Origin of the sequence: Bacillus sp. FSL K6-0994, assembly GCF_038630815.1 — a bacterium.
GTDB lineage: Bacteria > Bacillota > Bacilli > Bacillales > Bacillaceae > Bacillus > Bacillus safensis.
In genome coordinates, this window is record NZ_CP152043.1 from 1,551,202 (window position 1) to 1,573,976 (window position 22,775).

Annotated in this window: 24 protein-coding genes; all 24 read left to right on the top strand. The window is 38.1% G+C overall.

Annotated elements, in window-relative coordinates; genetic code table 11:
• Positions 1-247 precede the first annotated feature (247 nt).
• The gene (locus MHB69_RS07920; RefSeq protein ID WP_034281824.1) at positions 248-841 is read left to right on the top strand and encodes a hypothetical protein; all 594 of its coding nucleotides are present in this window, start codon (positions 248-250) and stop codon (positions 839-841) included.
• Entirely contained in the window at positions 834-1,127 is a 294-nt protein-coding gene (locus MHB69_RS07925) for a transcriptional regulator (RefSeq protein ID WP_041117404.1), read from the top strand. Before MHB69_RS07920 ends, MHB69_RS07925 begins: the two co-directional genes overlap by 8 nt.
• 21 nt (positions 1,128-1,148) lie before the next feature.
• A complete protein-coding gene (locus MHB69_RS07930; protein ID WP_034281828.1) occupies positions 1,149-2,042 on the top strand; it encodes an ABC transporter ATP-binding protein in 894 nt (297 codons plus the stop codon).
• 233 nt (positions 2,043-2,275) lie between these two features.
• The gene (locus tag MHB69_RS07935) at positions 2,276-3,046 is read left to right on the top strand and encodes an ABC transporter permease (RefSeq protein ID WP_227001718.1); all 771 of its coding nucleotides are present in this window, start codon (positions 2,276-2,278) and stop codon (positions 3,044-3,046) included.
• A 78-nt stretch (positions 3,047-3,124) separates the two neighbouring features.
• Positions 3,125-3,844, top strand: coding sequence for a pentapeptide repeat-containing protein (locus tag MHB69_RS07940; RefSeq protein ID WP_252050433.1), 720 nt, complete (start codon positions 3,125-3,127; stop codon positions 3,842-3,844).
• Between the two features lie 778 nt (positions 3,845-4,622).
• Positions 4,623-5,330, top strand: a complete 708-nt coding sequence (locus MHB69_RS07945; RefSeq protein WP_046310966.1) for a protein involved in maturation — start codon at positions 4,623-4,625, stop codon at positions 5,328-5,330.
• Between the two features lie 14 nt (positions 5,331-5,344).
• On the top strand, positions 5,345-6,325 hold the full coding sequence (locus MHB69_RS07950; protein WP_034281831.1) for a TOMM precursor leader peptide-binding protein: 981 nt from the start codon (positions 5,345-5,347) through the stop codon (positions 6,323-6,325).
• 2 nt (positions 6,326-6,327) lie between these two features.
• Entirely contained in the window at positions 6,328-7,674 is a 1,347-nt protein-coding gene (locus MHB69_RS07955; protein ID WP_034623592.1) for a YcaO-like family protein, read from the top strand.
• Between the two features lie 24 nt (positions 7,675-7,698).
• Entirely contained in the window at positions 7,699-8,508 is an 810-nt protein-coding gene (locus MHB69_RS07960; RefSeq protein ID WP_342496133.1) for a SagB/ThcOx family dehydrogenase, read from the top strand.
• A 4-nt stretch (positions 8,509-8,512) separates the two neighbouring features.
• Positions 8,513-9,187 (top strand): CPBP family intramembrane glutamic endopeptidase, encoded by a 675-nt coding sequence (locus MHB69_RS07965; protein ID WP_342496134.1) that lies wholly within the window; start codon positions 8,513-8,515, stop codon positions 9,185-9,187.
• A gap of 25 nt (positions 9,188-9,212) precedes the next feature.
• Positions 9,213-10,034: a class I SAM-dependent methyltransferase gene (locus MHB69_RS07970; RefSeq protein ID WP_131631251.1), complete on the top strand. Its 822-nt coding sequence runs from the start codon at positions 9,213-9,215 to the stop codon at positions 10,032-10,034.
• Between the two features lie 700 nt (positions 10,035-10,734).
• Entirely contained in the window at positions 10,735-11,208 is a 474-nt protein-coding gene (gene rimP / locus MHB69_RS07975; protein ID WP_003211398.1) for a ribosome maturation factor RimP, read from the top strand.
• A 32-nt stretch (positions 11,209-11,240) separates the two neighbouring features.
• Positions 11,241-12,356, top strand: coding sequence for a transcription termination factor NusA (gene nusA / locus MHB69_RS07980; RefSeq protein WP_024424140.1), 1,116 nt, complete (start codon positions 11,241-11,243; stop codon positions 12,354-12,356).
• Positions 12,357-12,371: 15 nt separating this feature from the next.
• Positions 12,372-12,656: a YlxR family protein gene (locus MHB69_RS07985; protein WP_024424139.1), complete on the top strand. Its 285-nt coding sequence runs from the start codon at positions 12,372-12,374 to the stop codon at positions 12,654-12,656.
• Positions 12,649-12,951: a YlxQ family RNA-binding protein gene (locus tag MHB69_RS07990; RefSeq protein ID WP_024424138.1), complete on the top strand. Its 303-nt coding sequence runs from the start codon at positions 12,649-12,651 to the stop codon at positions 12,949-12,951. The genes MHB69_RS07985 and MHB69_RS07990 overlap by 8 nt, the downstream gene beginning before the upstream one ends.
• A gap of 19 nt (positions 12,952-12,970) precedes the next feature.
• A complete protein-coding gene (gene infB / locus MHB69_RS07995; protein ID WP_034281840.1) occupies positions 12,971-15,091 on the top strand; it encodes a translation initiation factor IF-2 in 2,121 nt (706 codons plus the stop codon).
• Positions 15,088-15,366, top strand: coding sequence for a DUF503 domain-containing protein (locus MHB69_RS08000; protein WP_342496135.1), 279 nt, complete (start codon positions 15,088-15,090; stop codon positions 15,364-15,366). The genes infB and MHB69_RS08000 overlap by 4 nt, the downstream gene beginning before the upstream one ends.
• A 17-nt stretch (positions 15,367-15,383) precedes the next feature.
• On the top strand, positions 15,384-15,734 hold the full coding sequence (rbfA, locus tag MHB69_RS08005) for a 30S ribosome-binding factor RbfA (protein WP_007499525.1): 351 nt from the start codon (positions 15,384-15,386) through the stop codon (positions 15,732-15,734).
• Between the two features lie 68 nt (positions 15,735-15,802).
• Positions 15,803-16,732, top strand: coding sequence for a tRNA pseudouridine(55) synthase TruB (gene truB, locus MHB69_RS08010; protein WP_342496136.1), 930 nt, complete (start codon positions 15,803-15,805; stop codon positions 16,730-16,732).
• 17 nt (positions 16,733-16,749) lie between these two features.
• Positions 16,750-17,715, top strand: a complete 966-nt coding sequence (gene ribF, locus MHB69_RS08015) for a bifunctional riboflavin kinase/FAD synthetase (protein ID WP_034281843.1) — start codon at positions 16,750-16,752, stop codon at positions 17,713-17,715.
• A gap of 140 nt (positions 17,716-17,855) precedes the next feature.
• Positions 17,856-18,125: a 30S ribosomal protein S15 gene (gene rpsO / locus MHB69_RS08020; RefSeq protein ID WP_008354438.1), complete on the top strand. Its 270-nt coding sequence runs from the start codon at positions 17,856-17,858 to the stop codon at positions 18,123-18,125.
• 181 nt (positions 18,126-18,306) lie between these two features.
• Positions 18,307-20,424 carry a polyribonucleotide nucleotidyltransferase gene (gene pnp / locus MHB69_RS08025; protein ID WP_024424134.1) on the top strand — a complete coding sequence of 706 codons (2,118 nt, stop codon included), beginning with the start codon at positions 18,307-18,309 and terminating at the stop codon, positions 20,422-20,424.
• A 124-nt stretch (positions 20,425-20,548) separates the two neighbouring features.
• Entirely contained in the window at positions 20,549-21,502 is a 954-nt protein-coding gene (locus MHB69_RS08030; RefSeq protein WP_041117421.1) for a polysaccharide deacetylase family protein, read from the top strand.
• A 33-nt stretch (positions 21,503-21,535) separates the two neighbouring features.
• The gene (locus MHB69_RS08035) at positions 21,536-22,768 is read left to right on the top strand and encodes a pitrilysin family protein (RefSeq protein WP_034281847.1); all 1,233 of its coding nucleotides are present in this window, start codon (positions 21,536-21,538) and stop codon (positions 22,766-22,768) included.
• Positions 22,769-22,775: the final 7 nt, after the last annotated feature.

Below are 22,775 nucleotides of genomic sequence, written 5' to 3' on the forward strand. Positions count from 1 at the left end.
TTCTTACTTTTCAGACAGAATATTTATCACTTTTTCTATATTTAAATTTCTTGAAATATGAAGCGGTTATGAGACCAAGTTCCAGAAACGATCAAGAAGCAGAAGGTATTTATGAGATTTCGTTGAAAGGAAGGGGGTGGTTATATTTATTTTAATTCATAAAAAGGTATTTCCAATAACTTGACTAAATGGAAATTTAATTCTATACTCTGTAGTACAGAGTTCTTTGTGGAAGAGGAGTTTATTTATGTCTAATGAAAAATTTAATAATTCAGAAATATTAGAGAATTTATCTCATATCAAGACGATTACAAACTATAAAACAGAGTATTGTAAACAAACCAGTATTTATTTTATCATTTGGGGCCTTATTTGGATAATGGGATATTCAATACCTTTACTTTTTGCTCATTCTATAACTGCAGCTGTCTTTTGGCTTATTTTAGGCATTGCTGGCTGGGTTATCACTTTAACTACTTATTTTAAACAAAAGAAAATGATACCGATGCCCTTGTTTTTAAGAACTCAATTGCAATACACATGGCTTGGTATTGGAATCATTTTAGGTATCTTTATTTTTTTAATATGTGTTGGTTTATTACCATATACATTAAATAATTTACCCTTCTATGTTGTTTTATTGGTTTCCATCATGTATTTACTCTTAGGTATTGTTCTGGCTAAAGAGATCTTTATTATGGGGTTCTGGCTAAGTGTTTTAGGTGTAACTACATTTTTATTATTTCCTAGTTTAATGAACATTATCTTCGCTTTTATAGGTGGAGGAAGTTTGTTATTAACTGGTGTGATTTTAAAAAGAAAAGGACAAGGAAATGAGTAATGTCAATAGTTTAAATGATTTAATCCATCCAAAAGTTCGGTTAGGGATTATGAGTTTATTAATGATTTATGAAAAATGTGATTTTAGCTTCTTAAAAGGTTCTTTATCTGTAACAGATGGTAATTTGGGCTCGCATTTAAAAAAATTAGAGGAAGCAGGCTATGTGCTAATTACAAAGACCTTTGTGGATAAAAAACCAAAAACAATCGTTAGTATAACAGATTTGGGAGAGCAAGCCTACAAAGAATATTTGAGTGTTATTGAAGCCATTTTAAAAAATAAATGAGATGAAAGGAAAGGGTGCCGAATGTTGCAAATAGAAAACGTCAGTAAAAAATATGGAACTTCCCAAGCGTTAAGAAGTGTTACATTAACGATTCCAGAAGGAGTTTGTTATGGATTAATAGGTCCAAATGGGTCTGGTAAATCAACCTTGATGAAAATTATATCTCACATCATTAAATCATATGAAGGCAAAGTTGAGCATGTTGGTGAATCTAAAAGTGCGCTCGGCTACATACCGCAAGACATCAGCTTAGAGGAAAAATTAACAGCGAAAGTAAATATGGAGTTTTTTGGACAAATTTATGGTTTAAAAGGGAAAACATTAGATGAAAGAGTAGAAAAAACACTAAAAGATGTAGGATTGTGGGAAAGAGCAAATGATATCGTTGAAAGCTTTTCAGGAGGAATGAAACGCCGTTTGAATATTGGCTGCGCTTTAATGCATGCTCCTAAGTTAATTCTTTTAGATGAACCGACAGTGGGGGTAGATCCTCAATCAAGACGTTATATTTTCGACATCATTAACAAATTGAAGGAAGAGGGAAGAACTATTATCTATGTTAGTCATTATATGGAGGAAATAGAGAGTTTATGTGATTATGTGGCTTTCATTGATAAAGGGAACATTGTTGAAGAAGGCAAAATAGATGAGCTTTTGAATCGTTACGCAGAAACATCAGTCTTTTTTGAATCTAAGATTCCTAATAAAACATTAACTAATCTCGGGTATGATTTTGTAACTTATCAAGGTGGAGTGTTAGTTAAAACTACAAAACCATTAGATACTTTAGAAGATTTGGCTAAACTGAGTAAGAAGGAATCATTGGTTCCCCAACAATTATCTTTGTACAGACCGAGACTTGAAGATGTCTTTTTTCAATTAACAGGAACAGATTTACGTGATCAATTACAATAAAAATGCCCTTTATGAATGAAAACCACTCTCGTATTTCAATGAAAATAACTTAAAAGAGTGACTGATGTAGAAAGAACATAAATCTAACGAACAGAATTAATTTGTGTGTACCGTAGATTTAAAATCATAAGTAATTAGTCAACATTATTTGACTAATTCTAATTCGCCACATCCGCAAATGGTAAAATAAATAAAAAATGTGATTATTTAAGAGTTGTATAGAAGGGAATCAAATGAATATAACGGGAGTGATTTTTATGTGGCCACTAGTCCGCATCGAATCTATAAAACAGGTGAAAGATCGATCATTGTTGTTCTGGACCATTTTATTACCAGTTGCTTCAATTATTCTTTTAATAGAATTATTTACATCAGGTAGTTCTCAAGCACAAAAAACATTGGTTGCTTCTCAATCAGTGACAGGGATGAGCGTGTTTTTCTCCACATTTGTCATTATTTCAATTGTCATTAGTTTTGTAAAAGATCGTGAGAAAGGAATTGTGGCAAGGCTGGCAAGTACTCCTTTACAGCCGCATCATTTTTTTCTTGGAAAGTGCGTTCCGTTTTTTATTATTATCTTATTTCAAGTTTTGCTGTTAACCATTTTAGGGGTTTATTTATATGGTATTGAAATAACACAATACAGCTCGTATTTCTTAGTAGTTGTCCTATTATCAATGCAAGTGACTTCATGGGGAGTTGCCATCGCTGCATTTGCTAAAACTGAGAATACAGGCTTAGTGATGACAAACATGATTGCTTTAGGGACAGCGGTTGCTTGTGGTTTATGGACTCCATTTGATCAATTACCTAGTTATCTCAAAATAATTGGTATGCTCTTCCCGCAGTATTGGGCACATCAAGGCTTAGTGCAATCAGTATCAACACTACCAGGAGGAGAGAATTTGATCTTAGTAACAGCAGTCCTTATAGGCTATACACTGTTAGGGTTTATTCTTTCGTTGGTTGGCTATAAAAAATATATAAAGAGAGCCAGAGGCTAGTCACTAAAAATTTCAGCTAAATGTTATGCACCGCCAAATCAATGCATGTATGCTGTCTGTAGAAAAAGGAGTGAGGCAATGTTAAGTGAAGAGTTAGAACTGTATGTTGAAAGTTGTTTTCGCCCATATAAAAAAGACAAAACATATGAAGAAAAGAAAAAAGAATTATTAGAGCTGCTTGGAAATGTTAAATTAAAACTCGAAAATGATGGATTAAAAGATGCAGAGGTTCAGGATATGCTTATTGAAAAGCTGAAATCAGGCGAAATAAGCATTGATAATCATACATTAGTAATTGATGATCATAACCGCGTAGAGCACGTGAAAAAAATATTTGTTAATGCTGATTTAGAATGGTTAACATTTATAAATGTTAAATATAAGTTGTGCGATTTTAAGGGACTATCGATTGTACAAAAAGTAATGAGTCATTCAGATTTTAATGGGTGTTATCTGAGAAAAGTTAATATTAGCCATTCTAAAATTTCCTCAACTACCTTTGAAAAGAGTGATTTGACTCAATCTCATTTTGAACATTGTGAGATAACGAATTCATCCTTATATGGCTGTCATTTACCCAACATTAGTATGGATGAATCATCTTTAATCAATGTTTTATTTGAAAATTGTTATTTTAAAAACATTTCTTTTGAGAATTCTAAATTAATCAATGTTAATTTTAAATCATGTACGATTAAAAAATTAAACTTTATTGGAGCGACAATGGATAAAATGACTTATCATATTTTAGAAGGAGAAGGGGCAGATTTAAGCGGTGTGGAAGTAATCGATATTTAATACAGCAGGGGCTATTGAGAAAAATCTCAATAGCCTTTTATTTTTGTTTTATTCACTATCTCTTGCTGCCCCATTAACATGATATGAAAGTTTAATGCAAGGTTTTCGTTAAGCAAAATAAATGTGGAGAACTTCTATTTTCAAATAAAAGATGCCCACCCACCAGCTAAGTCTTCTTTGCTAGGTGGGCGAGCGATCTTTTCAATGATATGTCGAAAAACTAAAGTTGATTAGAAAGTTGAAGAACTTGAGATGATTGTTGTGCAAGTGCAGCGCGCAGCCATTGGTTCGAATAAATGTTGACCTTCCCCATGTACCTTAGCGGCCAAAGCAGTTGGGATTGTAATTTTAGTCATCTTTAGACCTCCTTATTTAAAATTTATCAACATAGATATGTAGTTGATATATTACATATGATGGTTCATAAGTCTTTATTTGTCAATGATTAAGTGTGAAAGTTTTATATTTTCTGAAAAGTTCGTTGATAACCCTGAAAAAGTGTGGTTTAATATGACTATGGAAAATAATACTATATTTAAAATTTTGTGTATTTAAAGGGTTTATATGGTCTTAATGTTGTTTTTTTGATTGAAGGGCGGCGTTATTTTGGATCAAATATTTTGGGTATTTAGATATTAAGTTAATTAAATGTATGAAAAAAGTTGAGGTTACTATGTTATGAAGAACTCGAATAGAAGATTACTTTTTCTATTATAAGTTGATTCACTTAGATTTTAACCATTTTATCCCAATGTGATCGGGAAAGAGGGGGCTCTTTATGAGTATTCATTATGTCGGTATTAGAGAACCAATCAAAGCCTATTTAGAGAAGATGAAAGTTGAGTATGAAGACTATCCTGCTCAAATAATCGATTTGGGCGGGGCTGTTAGTTATGACAAAGAATACTTTATAAATAATACTGATTTTCAAACGGAAACGATTATTTTATCTAATAGAAGGCATACTGTTGAGGATGAACTAGGTTCTCTTGAAAGTGAATTATTGAAAATCTATCAGAATAGCATACTTTATAGGACTTCACCGCTTGATATCAATATAGAACTTTATAGAGGATGGGCAGGTGCTACTGGTAAATTAATAACTGCATTTTCTCCCGAGGGAGTTAATTGGATCAATACAAAAGATGTTGTAAAGGCATGTTTAATCCCTAAAAAAGATGTTAGGAATCGTGCTGGAAAGGCATATGATTTAACAGGACCAGAGTTAGTAAGTATGAGTAGGCTGAAGGATATTTTTGAAGAGGATTTAAATATGAAAATTGAATTATATTGTAAAAGTAAAGAAGAGGTCATATCAATATTGTCCCAGAACAATATGCCTTTAGACGTATTAGAATGGTTAGTCGGTTTTCAAGAAGCTTCTTCTTCAAAACAATTACAGCCATTTACGAACACGCTTGAACAAATAATTGGTCACCCCCCAACTCGGGCCCAATTATCTAAAATACAAATTAATTATTCTTAAAGGAGGAATAATATATGTTTGTCAAAGACCAAGAAATGACGAGGTATAAATTAGCACCACACATTACGCTAGGTAAACTAGAAGACAGTTTGATTGGTTTAAAAGCGCAAACTGTCACCAAAATTGAAGGTGACGGAATTATTGAATTTATTCAAGAAATTTCTAATTATCTCACGGAAGATAATGGGGTTTCGATTAAAGAACTAGAGGAGAATTTCGAAGTAGAGAGTGATCAATTAAAACATGTCCTCGAATTTTTAGTTACAAACGGAATGTGTGTTAAGACGGATATGAACTTTGATTTGACGGCGCTTTTGTCTTATGAAAGAGCCGGTGGACAAGTATTGGTTGAAGATATACTAGATCGTTTAAAAACAGGAATTGTTGAAGTTATTACGCGAGATCATAATCCAGTTGCTGCTGAATTTATTCGTCATTTGCAAGAGGCAGGGCTACATGTAGTGCTTAAAGGAGAATTAAATAAGCAGCCGGATATCAGGGTTGCTATTGGCAACTCTCATTTAGACCCGATTTTTGAAGAAATAAATGATCTAGCATTAGAAGACCACATACCTTGGTTGAGCATTGTGCCATATGATGGACAGACATCTTGGGTAGGTCCATTTTTCATACCACATCAATCAGCTTGTTTACATTGCTATAACCTTCGAAAGTCAGCAAACTTTTCTGACGAAGTATTGCGTTCAGACTTAATGAAAATAAAGCCTATAAATCCTGAAAAGAAACCGGTTTATCATATGCCGATTCATTTAGTTCAAATCGGAATTGCAAGTAATTTAATTTTAGAATGGCTCACACTAAAAGATTACGCACCAAGTGCAATACCAGGTGGATTTACAACAATTAATTTAGATGATAAAGGTGTCTCATTTAATCATCATCGTGTCTATAGAGTACCTAGATGCCCGAAGTGTTCCCCAGCTGCAGATACAGGTTTTCCTCAAGTTTGGTTTCATGGTGAGGTGAATAATTAATTATGGCTAATAAATGGACAACGTTAGAAGAGTCATGGGAAATACTCGACCAATTGGCAGATCCTTATGTTGGGATAGTCCGTAGAGAGTATAGAAAACTCAGAGACGTTGATGATATATGGGGTCATTCATATGGAGCGCATGGTACAGACAGCAATATTTTATTTGGGGTACCGTCTAATTCTTATAATGGGGGAGGATCTGCTAATCCAGCTGCAGCCAGATTAGCAGCTATAGGTGAAACGGTGGAAAGATATAGTGCCGCTTATTTACCTTTAAACTCTGATGTTGTATGTTTTGGTACTCAAAAGGACTTAATCAATGAAGGCAAATCAGTAATTGGCTTTGATAAGTGGGAGATGTATGCTGTCACTCAATATGAAGACCCGAATTTTCCTCATGATAGATGGAATGAAGATACAAAATTATGGTGGAGAAAAGGTCATATTGCTGAAAATAATGAAGAAGTTTGGACGCCTGCTCAATTAATTCATATTGCAAACTATACTGAGTGGCCAGGAGACCCCAATATTGGTCATGCAACTAGTAATGGACTAGCTTGTGGTATTACATATCAAGAAGCGGCAATCTCAGGTTTATTTGAAACAATTGAAAGAGATGCATTTATGCTTACTTGGTACAATAAGTTAAGTTTACCGCAGATCGATATTAATACCTCACCTAGATTAAAACACTTCTATGAAAGATATATTAAACCTACTTCTCTTGATTTGCATTTAGTAGACATGAGCATTTTTTCTGGTGTTCCTACTATTTTGGCAGTGATAAGAAATCCTCATACAGATTTAGCTCCATTTGCTATTGGCGCGGCCTCTGCTCATTCAATTGAAAGAGCATGTGAGAAAGCTGCAATAGAGGGAATGTATACAAGAACTTGGGTAAAAACAGAACAACGATTAGGGAACGCCTTAGTGGATGTAGATTATCATCGAGATATTAACAGTTTTGAAGATCATATTAAACTCTATGCGGGAACAGCTATTGTGAAAGAAGCTGATTTTTTAACAGCGAGTGAGAAATTAGTGGACGTTAAAGACTATGCACCGTTTGATGATCGTTCTCCAGACATTTTATGGACTAACCTTGTCAGTCATTTATCAAAACAAGGATATCATGTGGCAACTTTTGATTTAACCAGCCCTGATATAAAAGATGCTGGTGCCTATGTCGTAAAATCAATTATTCCTGGATATAAACCGATTGATGTTCTTTATAGAGGTAGAATGTTGGGCGGAGAACGAATTTTAAAGCATTCTTATCATTTAGGTTTAGTAGATAAACCTTTTAAGTTAGAAGAACTGAATCCAATTCCGCATCCATTTCCTTAATATCGTAGAAAGGTGATTAAATATATGAATAGTATTGAAAGACATGCTACTAATTTGGCTGATGTTGTGTATGGAAACGAAGCATTACGGTTTGATGATCCTTCTGAAAATTGGTTTGAGGCAACAAAAATCTATAGGGGTTCAATGGCATGGGACGCACCTGGTGTTGCAGGGCTGCTGCGATCTCAAACTTTGCAAAAGATTGCTACACATGCAAGTAAAAGATTTGACGACCTGCCTTTAATTTTACTACCTAAACCATTAAATACAAATATATCTTTAGACGATGTCATTCAGGAACGAAAAAGTGCAGATTATTTTAGCGGGGGGAGTGTTTCATTAGAACAACTCTCAACAGTTTTACAGAAGAGTTATGGATTGGTAGAGCGTAAAGAAGGACCTAGACGCCCTATACCATCTGGCGGGGCACTTTATCCTCTAGATCTATTTATTGTAGCCAACAAAGTGGATTCTTTAGACAAAGGTATTTATCATTTCGATCCGTATAGAAAAGGATTGACTAAAATGGGTGATTACTCTGAAAAAGAATTTGAGAAAATAATGTTACAAGAAGAATCCGTTCAAGATTTTACATTTGCTGTAGTCATTTCAGCGAATTTTTGGCGTTCTCGATTTAAGTATGGACATCGTTCTTATCGCTTCGTTTTTATGGAGGCAGGACATGTCATGCAAAATATGATTTTGCTATCTACTGCACAGAAGATTAATAGCCGACCATTCGGAGGGTTTATCGATGATGAGTTAATGGAACTGATCGGTGGATTTAATGGAGTAGATGACGCTCCAATTTATACATTGATTGCGGGTACTTAAATAGATGATTTCAATGGTAGCAGCTTTAGGGATCCTCATTCACTTTTTGGGTCCCTTAAGCTCTAAAATGGTTATCAAAATCAAGAGAGATAAACCAATATCCGATCGAAAGTTAATAACATATATCACTCCTCAGAGGAGCTATGATGGATTCACGATAATCGGAGCTTCTATATGCTGTGGAGCATTTTCTCAAGAGCTCTTAGTTGAAATTTCTAATAATAAAAATGTGTATGGTATTTTATTCTTCTTTTTATTAGGTGTCCTAATACCGTCAGTTCTATGGAAATTAAAAAACAAAGTTGTTGCATTAAGAGGCAGATATGCTGTCAATGTTGATTCAATCTTTTTTCTTCCATTAACTGCTCTATCAGAAGAATTGATTTGGCGGTTCTTTCTTCCGTTATTATTACTAACAAATTCTGTGGAATCTGTGGCGGTATCGATTTGTATCAGTTCAATAGGATTTATCTTGCTGCATATACCAATAGGCGGTGTTAAGTCTATTGCTTATATGTCGCTTTTTACATTCATCACAGTTATTTCATACTTAACATTTGGTATTCTAGCAGCGATAGCATTTCATATTTCACATAATCTGTTCATTCATTTTTTTCAACCTCTCAAAATAAACAACTTCAAAACGAAACCTCCCGTATTATCTGAAACTGATTGGTGAGGCTTTTATAAAGGTGGTAAACCCTGTGATAATACTAGAAAAGATGAAAGAGCTTAAAGGAAAAAGAGCGCTGGCTCAGTCATGGTTTTTGGATCCAGAAAAAAGAAAAATAAGTTCAAATTATGATAATCGAGAAACGCCATTTACTCGATGTCTATCAGCTGAAACTTTCATTTCTTATTATCAACTAACATTCAAAAAAAAGCCTGCCTCTATTTTAGATATAGGATGTGGACAAGGGCAGATGCTTGAGTATTTATCTAAGCAATTACCTCTAGCTGATTTGACAGGAATTGATTCATCAGAGGAAGCCATACATTGTGCAAATCAATTGAATATAAAAGCTAATTTTATTTGTACAGATATCGAAAATTTTTCATCACATGCGAAAAGTTATGATGCGATTTTAATACATCTGTGTTTTGGGCTATTTGAAGATCCTGTAGCATTATTAGAACAGTTCCTTCCTTATTTATCAAATGAATCTATTATTTATATAGTTGATTTAAATCGAGATAGTATAGAAAGTGGAATGAGTTCAGTTCAGAACAAAGAAGAAGAACTGTATTTATATGATCAATATCACGCCTCATTGACATTATCTGAGTTCGAGCAGTTACTCACCTATATTACCCAACCTAGAAAAGATGTAAAGTATAAGATTGGTACTTCTATAATTGGAGGATTCAGCCCATTTAGTATGGAATTTTTATCGTTAATAGGAAATGAAAATTTACAGCACACCTTAAGGCAGGTTCCAGATGAATATAGCAGTTCAGCACAGAAGACACCTTTACTTTTACATGCATGGCTGATTAAACAGTCTGGATACATTCATTCCATATAAACATGATTCTTTCTCTATGTATAATATGAAGGTTATCCGTTTAGTCTCTGCCTGCTCTTCGGAGAGTTCAATATGAATGATTTTTAAATTGCGATTCCCTAAAAATGAGAACGCGTTTCTCTGAAGTGAAGGAGAAAGGCAGGGTGATTAAAATTGAACTGCTTATTTCTTTAACGTTGAAGTACTTATCCATTAGGGGGGTTGAGAAAGTGGAAAGTGAAGGCTGTTTACTGATACACTCTTTGCTTCTATATGAATAACCATACTGTGTCATACAAAGTTTTTTGGAATTAGAGATGACTTAGTGTAGATGTTACTTTCTTTCACAGGGAGCTCTGTTGTTCGCTCATTGTATTCAGGTGCATTATTATCAGTCCGCTCTGTTCATAGTGGCTTTCCGTTTATATATAAAGGAAGAGAGAGGTATTAATGGTACTGAACATGCTGCATTAATCGATGAGCGAGTACCTATTATAAGGAGGAACTTCATTTGCATAAAAAAATTGGATATGGTATAGTTTTTATGGAAATGCTAACGATTACCGAGACAAGAGTGGGGAAACCCGCTCTTTTGTATTGAACAGGCAATTTTTGTCTCGACATTATTCATCCGTTTTCTGCTCCCCCTGCTCACATAAAGCAGGGTTTTTATGCAGAATGATTGATAAGAGCGTTTATCGAAAGCACAAGGAGGAAGAGAATGAGCAAAAAAGTAGTGGATGTCGTAAGCGAAATGGTGCAGCCAATTTTAGATGGCTTACAGCTTGAACTCGTTGATGTTGAATTTGTCAAAGAGGGTCAAAACTGGTTCCTTCGCGTGTTTATTGACTCTGATAAAGGTGTCGATATCGAAGAGTGTGCCAAAGTGAGCGAAGCCTTGAGCGAAAAGCTTGATGAGGCAGATCCGATTAGCCAAAACTACTTTCTTGAAGTGTCCTCTCCTGGAGCGGAGCGCCCATTAAAGAAAAAAGCTGATTTTGAAAAAGCACTTGGAAAAAATGTTTTCATGAAAACATATGAACCAATTGATGGTGAAAAAGCATTTGAAGGTGAGCTTACAAGCTTTGATGGTGAGATTGCAACAGTGACAGTGAAGATCAAGACAAGAAAGAAAGAGATCAATATTCCATACGAGAAAATAGCTAACGCAAGATTAGCAGTTTCGTTCAATTAACCTTTTCATTGATATAAGGGGGAACCATAAAAATGAGTAGTGAGTTGTTAGATGCCCTGACTGTTCTTGAGAAAGAGAAGGGTATTAGTAAAGAAATTATAATTGAAGCGATAGAAGCTGCACTCATTTCTGCATATAAGCGTAATTTTAATCAAGCACAAAATGTTCGTGTTGATTTAAACCGCGAAACGGGAACGATTCGTGTGTTCGCAAGAAAAGATGTTGTAGATGAAGTGTATGATTCTCGCCTTGAAATCTCTGTAGATGATGCAGCCAATATTAACCCGAATTACATGGTTGGTGACGTCGTTGAGATTGAAGTCACACCAAAAGACTTTGGACGTATTGCAGCTCAGACAGCGAAACAAGTTGTGACGCAGCGTGTGAGAGAAGCAGAGCGTGGTGTGATCTACACTGAGTTCATCGACCGCGAGGAAGACATTATGACGGGAATCGTTCAGCGGATTGACAGTAAATTTATTTACGTGTCACTTGGCAAAATTGAAGCCCTTCTTCCTGTCAATGAACAAATGCCAAATGAAGAATACAAACCGCATGACCGCATTAAAGTGTTCATTACAAAAGTAGAAAAAACAACAAAAGGACCACAAATTTATGTGTCTAGAACACATCCAGGTCTTTTAAAGCGTTTATTTGAAATTGAAGTGCCAGAAATTTATGATGGTACTGTAGAGCTTAAATCGGTTGCTAGAGAAGCTGGGGACCGTTCTAAAATATCTGTTCGTACAGATGATCCTGATGTTGATCCAGTTGGCTCCTGTGTTGGTCCAAAGGGCCAGCGTGTACAAGCAATTGTCAACGAGCTAAAAGGCGAAAAGATTGACATTGTTCATTGGTCTAATGACCCGGTTGAATTTGTTGCCAATGCGCTGAGTCCATCAAAAGTACTTGATGTCATTGTGAATGAAGAAGACAAGGCGACAACAGTTATTGTCCCTGATTATCAGCTGTCATTAGCGATTGGTAAAAGAGGTCAAAATGCCCGCCTTGCAGCGAAGCTGACCAGCTGGAAAATCGACATTAAAAGCGAAACAGATGCAAGGGAACTCGGTATTTTCCCAAGAACTGAAGACTCTGAATCTCTTTTCTTAGAGGCTGAACCAGTAGCTGAGGAATCTGACGAATAAGAGGTGATATTAAAGGTGAAAAGCCGAAAAAAAATCCCGCTTAGAAAATGCGTCGTGACGGGAGAAATGAAACCAAAGAAAGAACTGATCCGTGTTGTTCGTTCTAAAGAAGGAGAAGTGTCTGTTGACGCTACCGGAAAAATGAACGGACGCGGAGCTTACCTTTCTCTCGATAAAGAAACTATTCTTGCGGCAAAGAACAAACGCAGTTTACAGCAGCAATTTCAGACACAGATTGACGAACACATATTTGAAGAATTACTAGAACTAGCTGAAAAGGTGAAAAAACCTAATGAATGAATCTGAATGGTATCCTTTGCTTGGTCTAGCAAATCGAGCTCGTAAAGTCGTGTCAGGAGAAGATCTGGTGATCAAAGAAATTAGACATGCGCGTGCTAAGCTGGTTCTTCTTGCAGCAGATGCCTCATCTAACACAGAGAAAAAGGTATCTGACAAATGCAAATTTTATAATGTTCCGGTTAGAAAAGTTGAAGACCGTTCCGTTCTCGGACGTTCTATTGGGAAAGAAGCTCGCGTAGTTGTCGCTGTCACTGACCAAGGCTTCGCTAAGAAGCTCATAAGCTTGCTCGATTAATTTATTTGGGGGTGAACGAATGGCTAAAGTGAGAGTATATGAATACGCAAAAGCCATAGATGTTTCAAGTAAAGATATTATAGCAGCGCTTAAGGATATGAACGTGGAAGTGAACAACCACATGGCGACGCTTGAAGACGACACTGTGAAAAAGCTAGACGCTATCTATAAAAAAGCCAAAGCAAAAGAGACAGCTAACGAGAAACCCGCAGAACAAAAAAAACAATCATCTAACAAAAACAATGATAGAAAGAAGAATGACGTGCAGAATAATCAATTTAATAAAAACAAAAAAAACAACAACCAAAATAAAAACAAAAACAAACGCGGTGGAAATAACAAACCGCAGCATCAGCAAGCTAGACCTGTGAAGCCTAAAAAAGAGCTTCCTGAAAAAATTGAATTTACAAATTCAATGACTGTCGGCCAGCTGGCTGATGAGCTTGGAAAAGAATCAGCTGAAATCATTAAAAAGCTGATGATGCTTGGTGTCATGGCAACAATCAACCAAGAACTTGATAAAGATACAGTTGAATTAATCGCTTCTGAATATGGTGTTCCAGTTGAGGAAGTCATCATTTTAGAAGAAACTGAACTTGAAAAGTATGAAGTTGAAGATAAAGAAGAAGATATGCAAGTACGCCCTCCAGTTGTAACGATCATGGGACACGTTGACCACGGGAAAACAACTCTTCTTGACAGCATCCGTAAGACAAAAGTCGTCGAAGGCGAAGCAGGTGGAATCACGCAGCATATCGGTGCATACCAAATCGAAGAAAATGGCAAAAAAATTACGTTCCTTGATACACCTGGACACGCAGCATTTACAACGATGCGTGCACGTGGTGCCGAAGTAACGGATACAACAATTCTAGTCGTTGCAGCAGATGATGGCGTCATGCCGCAAACAATTGAAGCGATTAACCATGCGAAAGCGGCAGAAGTGCCAATCATTGTCGCTGTGAACAAAATTGACAAACCAACAGCGAACCCTGACCGCGTGATGCAGGAATTAACTGAGCATGGTCTTGTACCAGAAGCTTGGGGCGGCGAAACCATTTTCGTTCCACTATCTGCGAAAACAGGTGAAGGCATCGACGAATTGATCGAAATGATCCTTCTTGTCAGCGAAGTTGCAGAACTGAAAGCCAACCCAAATCGTGCGGCAAAAGGGACTGTCATCGAGGCTGAGCTTGATAAAGGAAGAGGTTCTGTTGCAACCCTTCTTGTTCAAACAGGTACACTTCAAGTAGGTGACCCAATCGTTGTCGGAAATACATTTGGCCGTGTACGTGCAATGGTCAATGACATCGGCCGCCGCGTGAAAACAGCAGGACCATCTACACCTGTTGAAATCACTGGTTTAAACGATGTACCGAATGCAGGGGATCAGTTCCTCGTATTCAAAGATGAAAAAACAGCTCGTCAAGTCGGTGAGGCGCGTGCTTCTAAACAGCTGGACGAACAGCGTTCAGATAAAGCAAAATTATCTCTAGACGACCTATTTGAGCAAATCAAACAAGGTGACGTAAAAGATATCAACTTGATCGTGAAAGCAGACGTACAAGGCTCTGCTGAAGCATTAACAGCAGCTCTTCAAAAAATAGAAGTCGAAGGCGTAAAAGTGAAAATCATCCATACGGGTGTTGGAGCGATTACAGAATCAGACATCATTTTAGCAAGTGCTTCTAATGCCATCGTGATTGGCTTTAACGTACGTCCTGATGGAAATGCGAAGAGCACAGCTGAGACTGAGAACGTTGATATCCGCTTGCACCGCATTATTTATAAAGTCATCGATGAAATTGAAGCTGCGATGAAAGGAATGCTTGACCCTGAATATGAAGAAAAAGTCATCGGTCAAGTTGAAGTTCGTCAAACGTTCAAAGTATCTAAAATCGGTACAATTGCTGGCGGCTATGTAACTGAAGGAACGATTACAAGAGATAGCGGAATCCGCTTAATCCGTGACGGCGTCGTTATTTTTGAAGGCGAAGTTGACGTGTTAAAACGATTTAAAGATGATGTGAAAGAAGTTTCACAAGGCTATGAATGTGGTATTACCATTAAGAAATACAATGATATCCGTGAAGGTGATGTCATGGAATCATTCGTTATGCAAGAAATCGAAAGAAAATGATCGGTTATACCGAATGTGAGTGCATGATCTATGATGCATCCTCACTGAAGGAAAAACGTGCGGTTCTTCAGCGTATTTTGACAAGAACGCGTCATAAATTCAATGTAACCATTGCTGAAATGGATTACCAGGATACATGGCAGCGTACATCAATTGGAATCGCCGTGATTTCCTCATCTCGGGTTCAAGTGGAAAAGAAGCTTCAGCGTGTATTAGGCTTTATCGATTCTTTTCCTGAAATTGAACGAACGATCACGAAAACTGAGTGGTTTTAATTAGAGGTGATAAGATCATGAGTATGAGAGCAACCCGTGTGGGTGAGCAAATGAAAAAAGAATTGGGCGACATCTTAGGCAGAAAGCTAAAAGATCCAAGAATCGGCTTTTTGACTGTAACCGATGTCGAAGTATCCGGTGATTTGCAAATTGCCAAAGTCTACATTTCTGTTCTTGGCGACGAGAAGAAAAGAGAGGAAACCTTAAAAGGTCTTGCAAAGGCTAAAGGGTATATCCGCTCTGAAATTGGCAATCGAATCAGACTTCGCAAAACACCAGAACTGCATTTTGAATTCGACGAATCCGTAGACTACGGAAACCGAATTGAAAGCCTGATTGCTGAGTTAAACACAAAAGATCACGAATAAGACGTTGAAATAAGGATAGGCGATGATCGTCTGTCCTTTTTCATCGTTTATGAAAGGAGAGAACGCAGATGATAAATGGTGTTCTTTTATTACATAAAGAAAGAGGCATGACCTCACACGACTGTGTGTTTAAAGTAAGAAAAATTTTACACACAAAAAAAGTCGGCCATACAGGCACCCTCGACCCAGAGGTTTCAGGTGTTCTGCCTATTTGTATCGGAAGAGCAACGAAGATTGTAGAATACTTAACAGATAAATCGAAAACATACGATGCAGAAATCACGATTGGCTTTTCTACAACAACAGAAGACCAAACAGGTGAGATCGTAGAAGAAAAAAAGGTGGAAAAACCGATCTCAGAAAAAGAAATTGATGCGGCGCTGAATCAGTTTGAAGGAACCATTGAACAAATTCCTCCCATGTTTTCTGCTGTGAAAATTGGCGGGAAAAAGCTCTATGAGTATGCAAGAGAGGGCATCGAAATTGAGCGGCCAAGCCGAGAAATTACTATTCACCGTATCGAGCGGACTACACCTGTCACATATGAGGATGGCAGCGTGTCATTTAGGTTTACTGTTCTATGCTCAAAGGGAACGTATGTGAGGACCTTAGCGGTTGATATCGGGAAGAAACTAGGGTTTCCAGCCCACATGTCACATCTTATTCGTACAGGGTCTGGTGATTTTACACTTGATGAATGTATTACGCTGGATGAGCTGCGAGATATAAGCGAGGAAGGAACTGTAGATGAGCACCTTGTCCCGATCGAGCGCGCGCTCAATCATTTGCCGAAATGGGAGATAAATGATACATTAGCAAGTAAAGTGGAAAACGGTGCAGTCCTGCCAATGCCTGATGAATTTGCTCATTTCGCAGAGGAGGATCGTGTCGCTGTATTTGCTCCTTCAGGTCGTTGTCTGGCAATATATATGAAGCACCCGACCAAACAGAACCTGATGAAGCCGGCGAAAATCTTATCTCAGGACAAGCAATCTTAAAGAAAAGGTGACATCTCGTGAAGACTATACATATTTCACACCCACATACATTGAATCAAAAGGATCAAGTCCCGTCTGTCATGGCTTTAGGGTACTTTGACGGTGTTCACCTCGGGCATCAAAAAGTCATTGACGAAGCGAAAAGCATTGCGAAAAAAGAAGGATTGGCCTTAGCAGTCATGACCTTTCATCCGCATCCATCACATGTTTTGCAAAAGGCACGGGAACCAAAAGACTTAATTACACCGCTTGAGGATAAAATTGATTTTATCGAACAGCTGGGCGCTGACTATTTATACATCGTACAATTCAGCGAGAGCTTTGCAGCTCTATCTCCTCAAGAGTTTGTGGATCAATATTTGGATGAATTGAATGTGAAGCACGCAGTAGCGGGGTTTGATTTTACGTTTGGCCGTTTTGGTGCAGGCACAATGGAAACGTTCGATGAATACGGAAAAGGCCGTATCAATGCAACCATCGTACCTAAGCTGTCCAATCAAGACCGAAAAGTCAGTTCCACTCTCATCCGTTCCGCATTAAAAAATGGGGATGTTGAATATGTGAGCGAGCTTTTAGGAAAACCTTATCAGCTTCGCGGCATTGTCATCCATGGAGACAAACGCGGACGGACGATCGGATTTCCGACAGCTAATGTCGGCTTATCTGCTGAATACATTATTCCGCCAACAGGGGTATATGCAGTAAGAGCAGAAGTAAAAGGTAAAGTATATGACGGCGTTTGTAATGTCGGCTATAAACCAACATTTTATGAAAAACGTCCTGATCAGCCGGCCATTGAAGTAAACCTTTTTGATTTTAACGAAGAAATATATGGCCAGCCGATTAAATTACAATGGTTCAAGCGCATTCGCAGTGAACGAAAATTTAACGGAATCCAGGAGCTGACGGCTCAAATCAGTCAAGATAAAGAAGAAGCGATTCAGTTTTTTCAAGATCAGCTCAAGCAAACAAAAAAATCATAGAAAAACTGCTCTACCATTTGCAAATTCAGCATATTTTTAGTATGATTATTCCTGTAGCTTTAAAACCACTTACTTGGCAGGCCGACTTCACCGACGGTTGCGAGGTAGATGGGGCTAACATGATTTGGAGGTGAAACAGGATGGCTATTACTCAAGAGCGTAAAACGCAATTAATTAATGAGTTCAAAACACACGAATCTGATACTGGATCTCCAGAAGTTCAGATCGCTGTCCTAACAGAATCAATTAACAACTTGAACGAGCATTTACGTACTCATAAGAAAGATCACCACTCACGTCGCGGTCTTTTGAAAATGGTAGGTAGACGTCGTAATCTTCTTACGTATCTACGTAATAAAGACGTAACTCGTTACCGTGAGTTAATTAACAAACTAGGCTTACGTCGATAATCGTAAAAAGCGGGAGGATTCCCGCTTTTTTATCGTATAATCACTAATATTTTATGGTTAAAATGTTGAAAGAATGGCAAAAACCCTTCTACATACAGCTTTCACATTGATATGTGAAAATCATTTTGTTCATAATAAGAACTAACTAAAACTTTACGATAAGAGAGGAGTTTATCTCAGAATGGGACAAGAGAAACATGTCTTCACCATAGACTGGGCTGGACGTCAACTGACAGTTGAAACTGGCCAGCTTGCAAAGCAAGCAAACGGAGCGGTCCTCGTACGCTACGGAGATACGGCTGTGCTTAGCTCAGCAACAGCTTCTAAAGAACCAAAACCACTTGATTTCTTCCCGCTCACTGTGAACTACGAAGAAAGACTATACGCAGTAGGTAAAATTCCTGGCGGCTTCATTAAAAGAGAAGGCCGTCCAAGTGAAAAGGCGATCCTTGCCAGCCGCTTAATTGACAGACCAATTCGTCCGCTGTTTGCAGATGGATTTAGAAACGAAGTACAAGTCATTAGTATCGTCATGAGTGTGGATCAAGATTGCTCATCTGAAATGGCTGCAATGTTTGGCTCATCTTTAGCTTTATGTGTGTCTGACATTCCATTTGAGGGACCAATCGCCGGCGTTACAGTAGGACGAGTGGATGGAAAGCTGATCATTAACCCGAATGTGGAGCAGCTTGAACAAAGTGACATCAATCTTGTGGTTGCCGGAACAAAAGATGCGATCAACATGGTAGAAGCTGGTGCTGATGAAGTACCGGAAGAAACAATGCTTGAAGCGATCATGTACGGTCACCAAGAGATCAAACGCTTAATCGAATTCCAAGAAGAAATTGTGAAGGCAGTCGGTAAGGAAAAAATCGATATTCCTTTATATGAAGTAGATCAAACGTTAGCAGACGAAGTAAAAGCACTTGCTGAAGCTGACCTGCTGAAAGCGATTCAAGTACATGAGAAGCATGCGCGTGAGGATGCAATCAGTGCTGTGAAAAAAGCTGTAGTTGAGAAGTTTGAAGCAGAAGAACGTGACGAAGCAACGATTAAACAAGCGAAAGATGTATTAAACAAGCTTGTCAAAAACGAAGTTCGCCGTCTGATTACTGAAGAGAAAGTACGTCCAGATGGACGCGGCGTAGATCAAATCCGTCCACTTTCTTCAGAAGTAGGACTTCTGCCAAGAACGCACGGTTCAGGCCTATTTACAAGAGGACAAACACAGGCGCTCAGTATTTGTACATTAGGTGCACTTGGTGATGTGCAAATTCTTGATGGTTTAGGTGTTGAAGAATCAAAACGCTTCATGCACCATTACAACTTCCCGCAATTCAGTGTTGGCGAGACAGGTCCAATGCGTGGTCCAGGCCGTCGTGAGATCGGACATGGTGCACTAGGTGAACGTGCACTAGAACCAGTCATTCCATCCGAAAAAGATTTCCCTTATACGGTTCGCCTCGTTTCAGAGGTATTAGAATCTAACGGATCTACTTCACAAGCAAGTATTTGCGCAAGCACACTTGCGATGATGGATGCCGGTGTTCCAATTAAAGCACCAGTTGCAGGGATTGCAATGGGACTTGTGAAATCTGGTGAATACTACACAGTGCTGACAGACATTCAAGGAATGGAAGATGCACTTGGAGATATGGACTTTAAAGTTGCAGGTACATCAAAAGGTGTAACAGCCCTTCAAATGGACATCAAAATCGATGGTCTATCAAAAGACATCTTAGAAGAGGCTCTTCAACAAGCGAAAAAAGGAAGAATGGAAATTTTAGACAGTATGCTGTCAACAATTCCTGCTTCTAGAGGAGAATTGTCTCGTTATGCACCTAAAATCTTAACGATGACAATCAATCCGGATAAAATTCGCGATGTCATTGGACCAAGCGGTAAACAAATCAATAAAATCATTGAAGATACCGGTGTGAAAATCGATATTGAACAAGATGGTACAATCTTTATTTCTTCTACAGAAGAAGATATGAACCAAAAAGCGAAGAAAATTATTGAAGATCTTGTGAGAGAAGTTGAAGTAGGACAGCTTTACCTAGGTAAAGTCAAACGCATTGAAAAATTCGGTGCCTTCCTTGAAATCTTCAGTGGAAAAGATGGACTTGTTCATATTTCTGAGCTTGCGCTTGAGCGTGTGGGCAAAGTAGAAGATGTCGTGAAACTTGGCGATGAATTACTTGTCAAAGTCACTGAAATCGATAAACAAGGCCGTGTGAACCTTTCTCGAAAAGCTGTTTTACGTGAAGAAAAGGAAAAAGAAGAAAAGCAGTCTTAATGAGATCAAATAAAATGTGTTAGAAGCCAGGTATCCGTGCCAGGCTTCTTTCTTTTCTTGCGCTAACAATAGTTCTAGCTTGTTTCTCCCCATCATAATTTGTGATATAGGGGAGGGACAACCATTGAAAAAAACGTTACCATTCATTGTGTTTGTATTTTTACTGCTCGTGTCATATCAAACGATGAAGCAGCCGGCTGCTGTTACATATATTGAATCAATGAAAGAGCATGCCGAAGTTGCATCTGTTTCAAAAGATATTTTATTTCAGGAAATTGAATCGAAGTCTTCTGACTATGAAGTAAAGGCGCAAAATGCTAAGATTGATAAAGTGTGGAAAAAGATGCCTGGCTTAAATGGACAGACAGTTGATATCGATGCCTCTTATGAAAAAATGAAGAAACAGGGGTCATTCGATGAAAAGCTGCTTGTTTTTAATGAAACAAAACCATCTATTCATTTACATGAGCTTGGTGCAGAGCCCATTTATAAAGGGCATCCAGATAAAAAAATGAATGCATTCCTCATCAACGTAGCTTGGGGTGACGAGCATTTAATCAACATGTTAAAGACGCTGGATAAGCATCAAGTCAAGGCGACCTTTTTCTTAGAAGGCAAATGGGTGAAAAAAAGCACAGAGCTTGCTAAAAAAATCGCGGCAGATGGTCATGAAATTGGAAATCATTCATACAATCACCCAGATATGCGCACACTGACAAGAGAACGAGCATTAGAGCAGATAACGAAAACAAATCGCCAAATTGAAGAATCCCTTGGGAAGAAACCAAAATGGTTTGCGCCTCCAAGCGGCAGCTTTAAAGAAGAAACAGTCAAGCTTGCCAAACAAGAAGGCATGGAAACCATTATGTGGACAGTAGACACCATCGACTGGCAAAAACCATCCCCGGCTATTTTACAAAAGCGGGTGCTTGGGAAAATTCACAATGGGGCGATGATATTAATGCATCCAACAGATGCAACAGCGAAAAGTCTTGACGCACTTATCACTCAAATTAAAGAAAGAGGATATGAATTAGGGACGGTTTCTGACCTCCTAAGTGAAAAAAGACATCCGTGATGCGATCTGTTTGTTGAATAGGAGGAGCAAAACTTGGTCAAAACGTATACATGCCAAAACGGAGTAAGAATTGTACTCGAAAACAATCCCACTGTAAGGTCTGTCGCAATTGGCGTCTGGATTGGAACAGGCTCTAGACATGAGACACCTGAAATTAATGGAATCTCACACTTTTTAGAGCATATGTTCTTTAAAGGAACAAAGACAAGATCTGCACGTGATATCGCAGAATCCTTTGACCGCATTGGTGGTCAGGTGAATGCCTTTACATCAAAAGAATACACTTGCTACTATGCGAAGGTGCTTGATTCACATGCTGGCTACGCCCTCGATGTATTAAGCGACATGTTCTTTCACTCAGCTTTTGATGAAGAAGAGCTGAAAAAAGAAAAAAATGTGGTGTACGAAGAAATTAAAATGTATGAGGATACTCCTGATGACATCGTTCATGATTTATTAAGCAAAGCCATTTATGGTGATCATTCATTAGGATATCCGATTTTAGGAACAGAGGAAACACTCTCAACCTTTAACGGAGACTCACTTAGAAAATACATGGATGAATTCTATACCCCGGACCGCGTCGTGATCTCAGTTGCAGGGAACGTAGATGAGACCTTTATTCGCGAGGTTGAAAAGCTGTTCGGTTCTTATGAAGGAAAAGGGAAAAAGCAGCCTGTAGAAGCTCCAGCATTTCATTATGGCAAGCTCACACGCAAAAAGGAAACGGAACAAGCGCACCTATGCCTGGGCTTTAATGGCCTTCCAGCTGGAGATAAGGGCATCTATGACTTAATCGTCTTAAATAATGTTCTTGGCGGAAGCATGAGCAGCCGATTATTCCAAGATGTAAGAGAGGACAAAGGACTTGCTTATTCCGTCTTCAGCTATCACAGTTCATTTGCAGATAATGGAATGCTGACGATTTATGGCGGAACTGGAGCGAAACAGCTAAACCTGCTCTCTGAGACCATCTTACAAACATTAGACGTCTTAAAACGTGAGGGAATCACGCAGAAAGAACTAGAGAACTCTAAGGAGCAAATGAAAGGCAACCTTATGCTCAGCCTTGAAAGCACAAACAGCAAAATGAGCCGAAACGGTAAAAATGAACTGCTCCTTGGCAAACATCGGACACTCGATGAAATTATTGATGAAATCAACAGCGTCACATTAGACGGCGTGAATAACTTATCTAAACGCATCTTTACAGAAGATTATGCGCTCTCGCTTATTAGTCCGACGGGTGATGTACCTTCTGCTTAAACAAAAA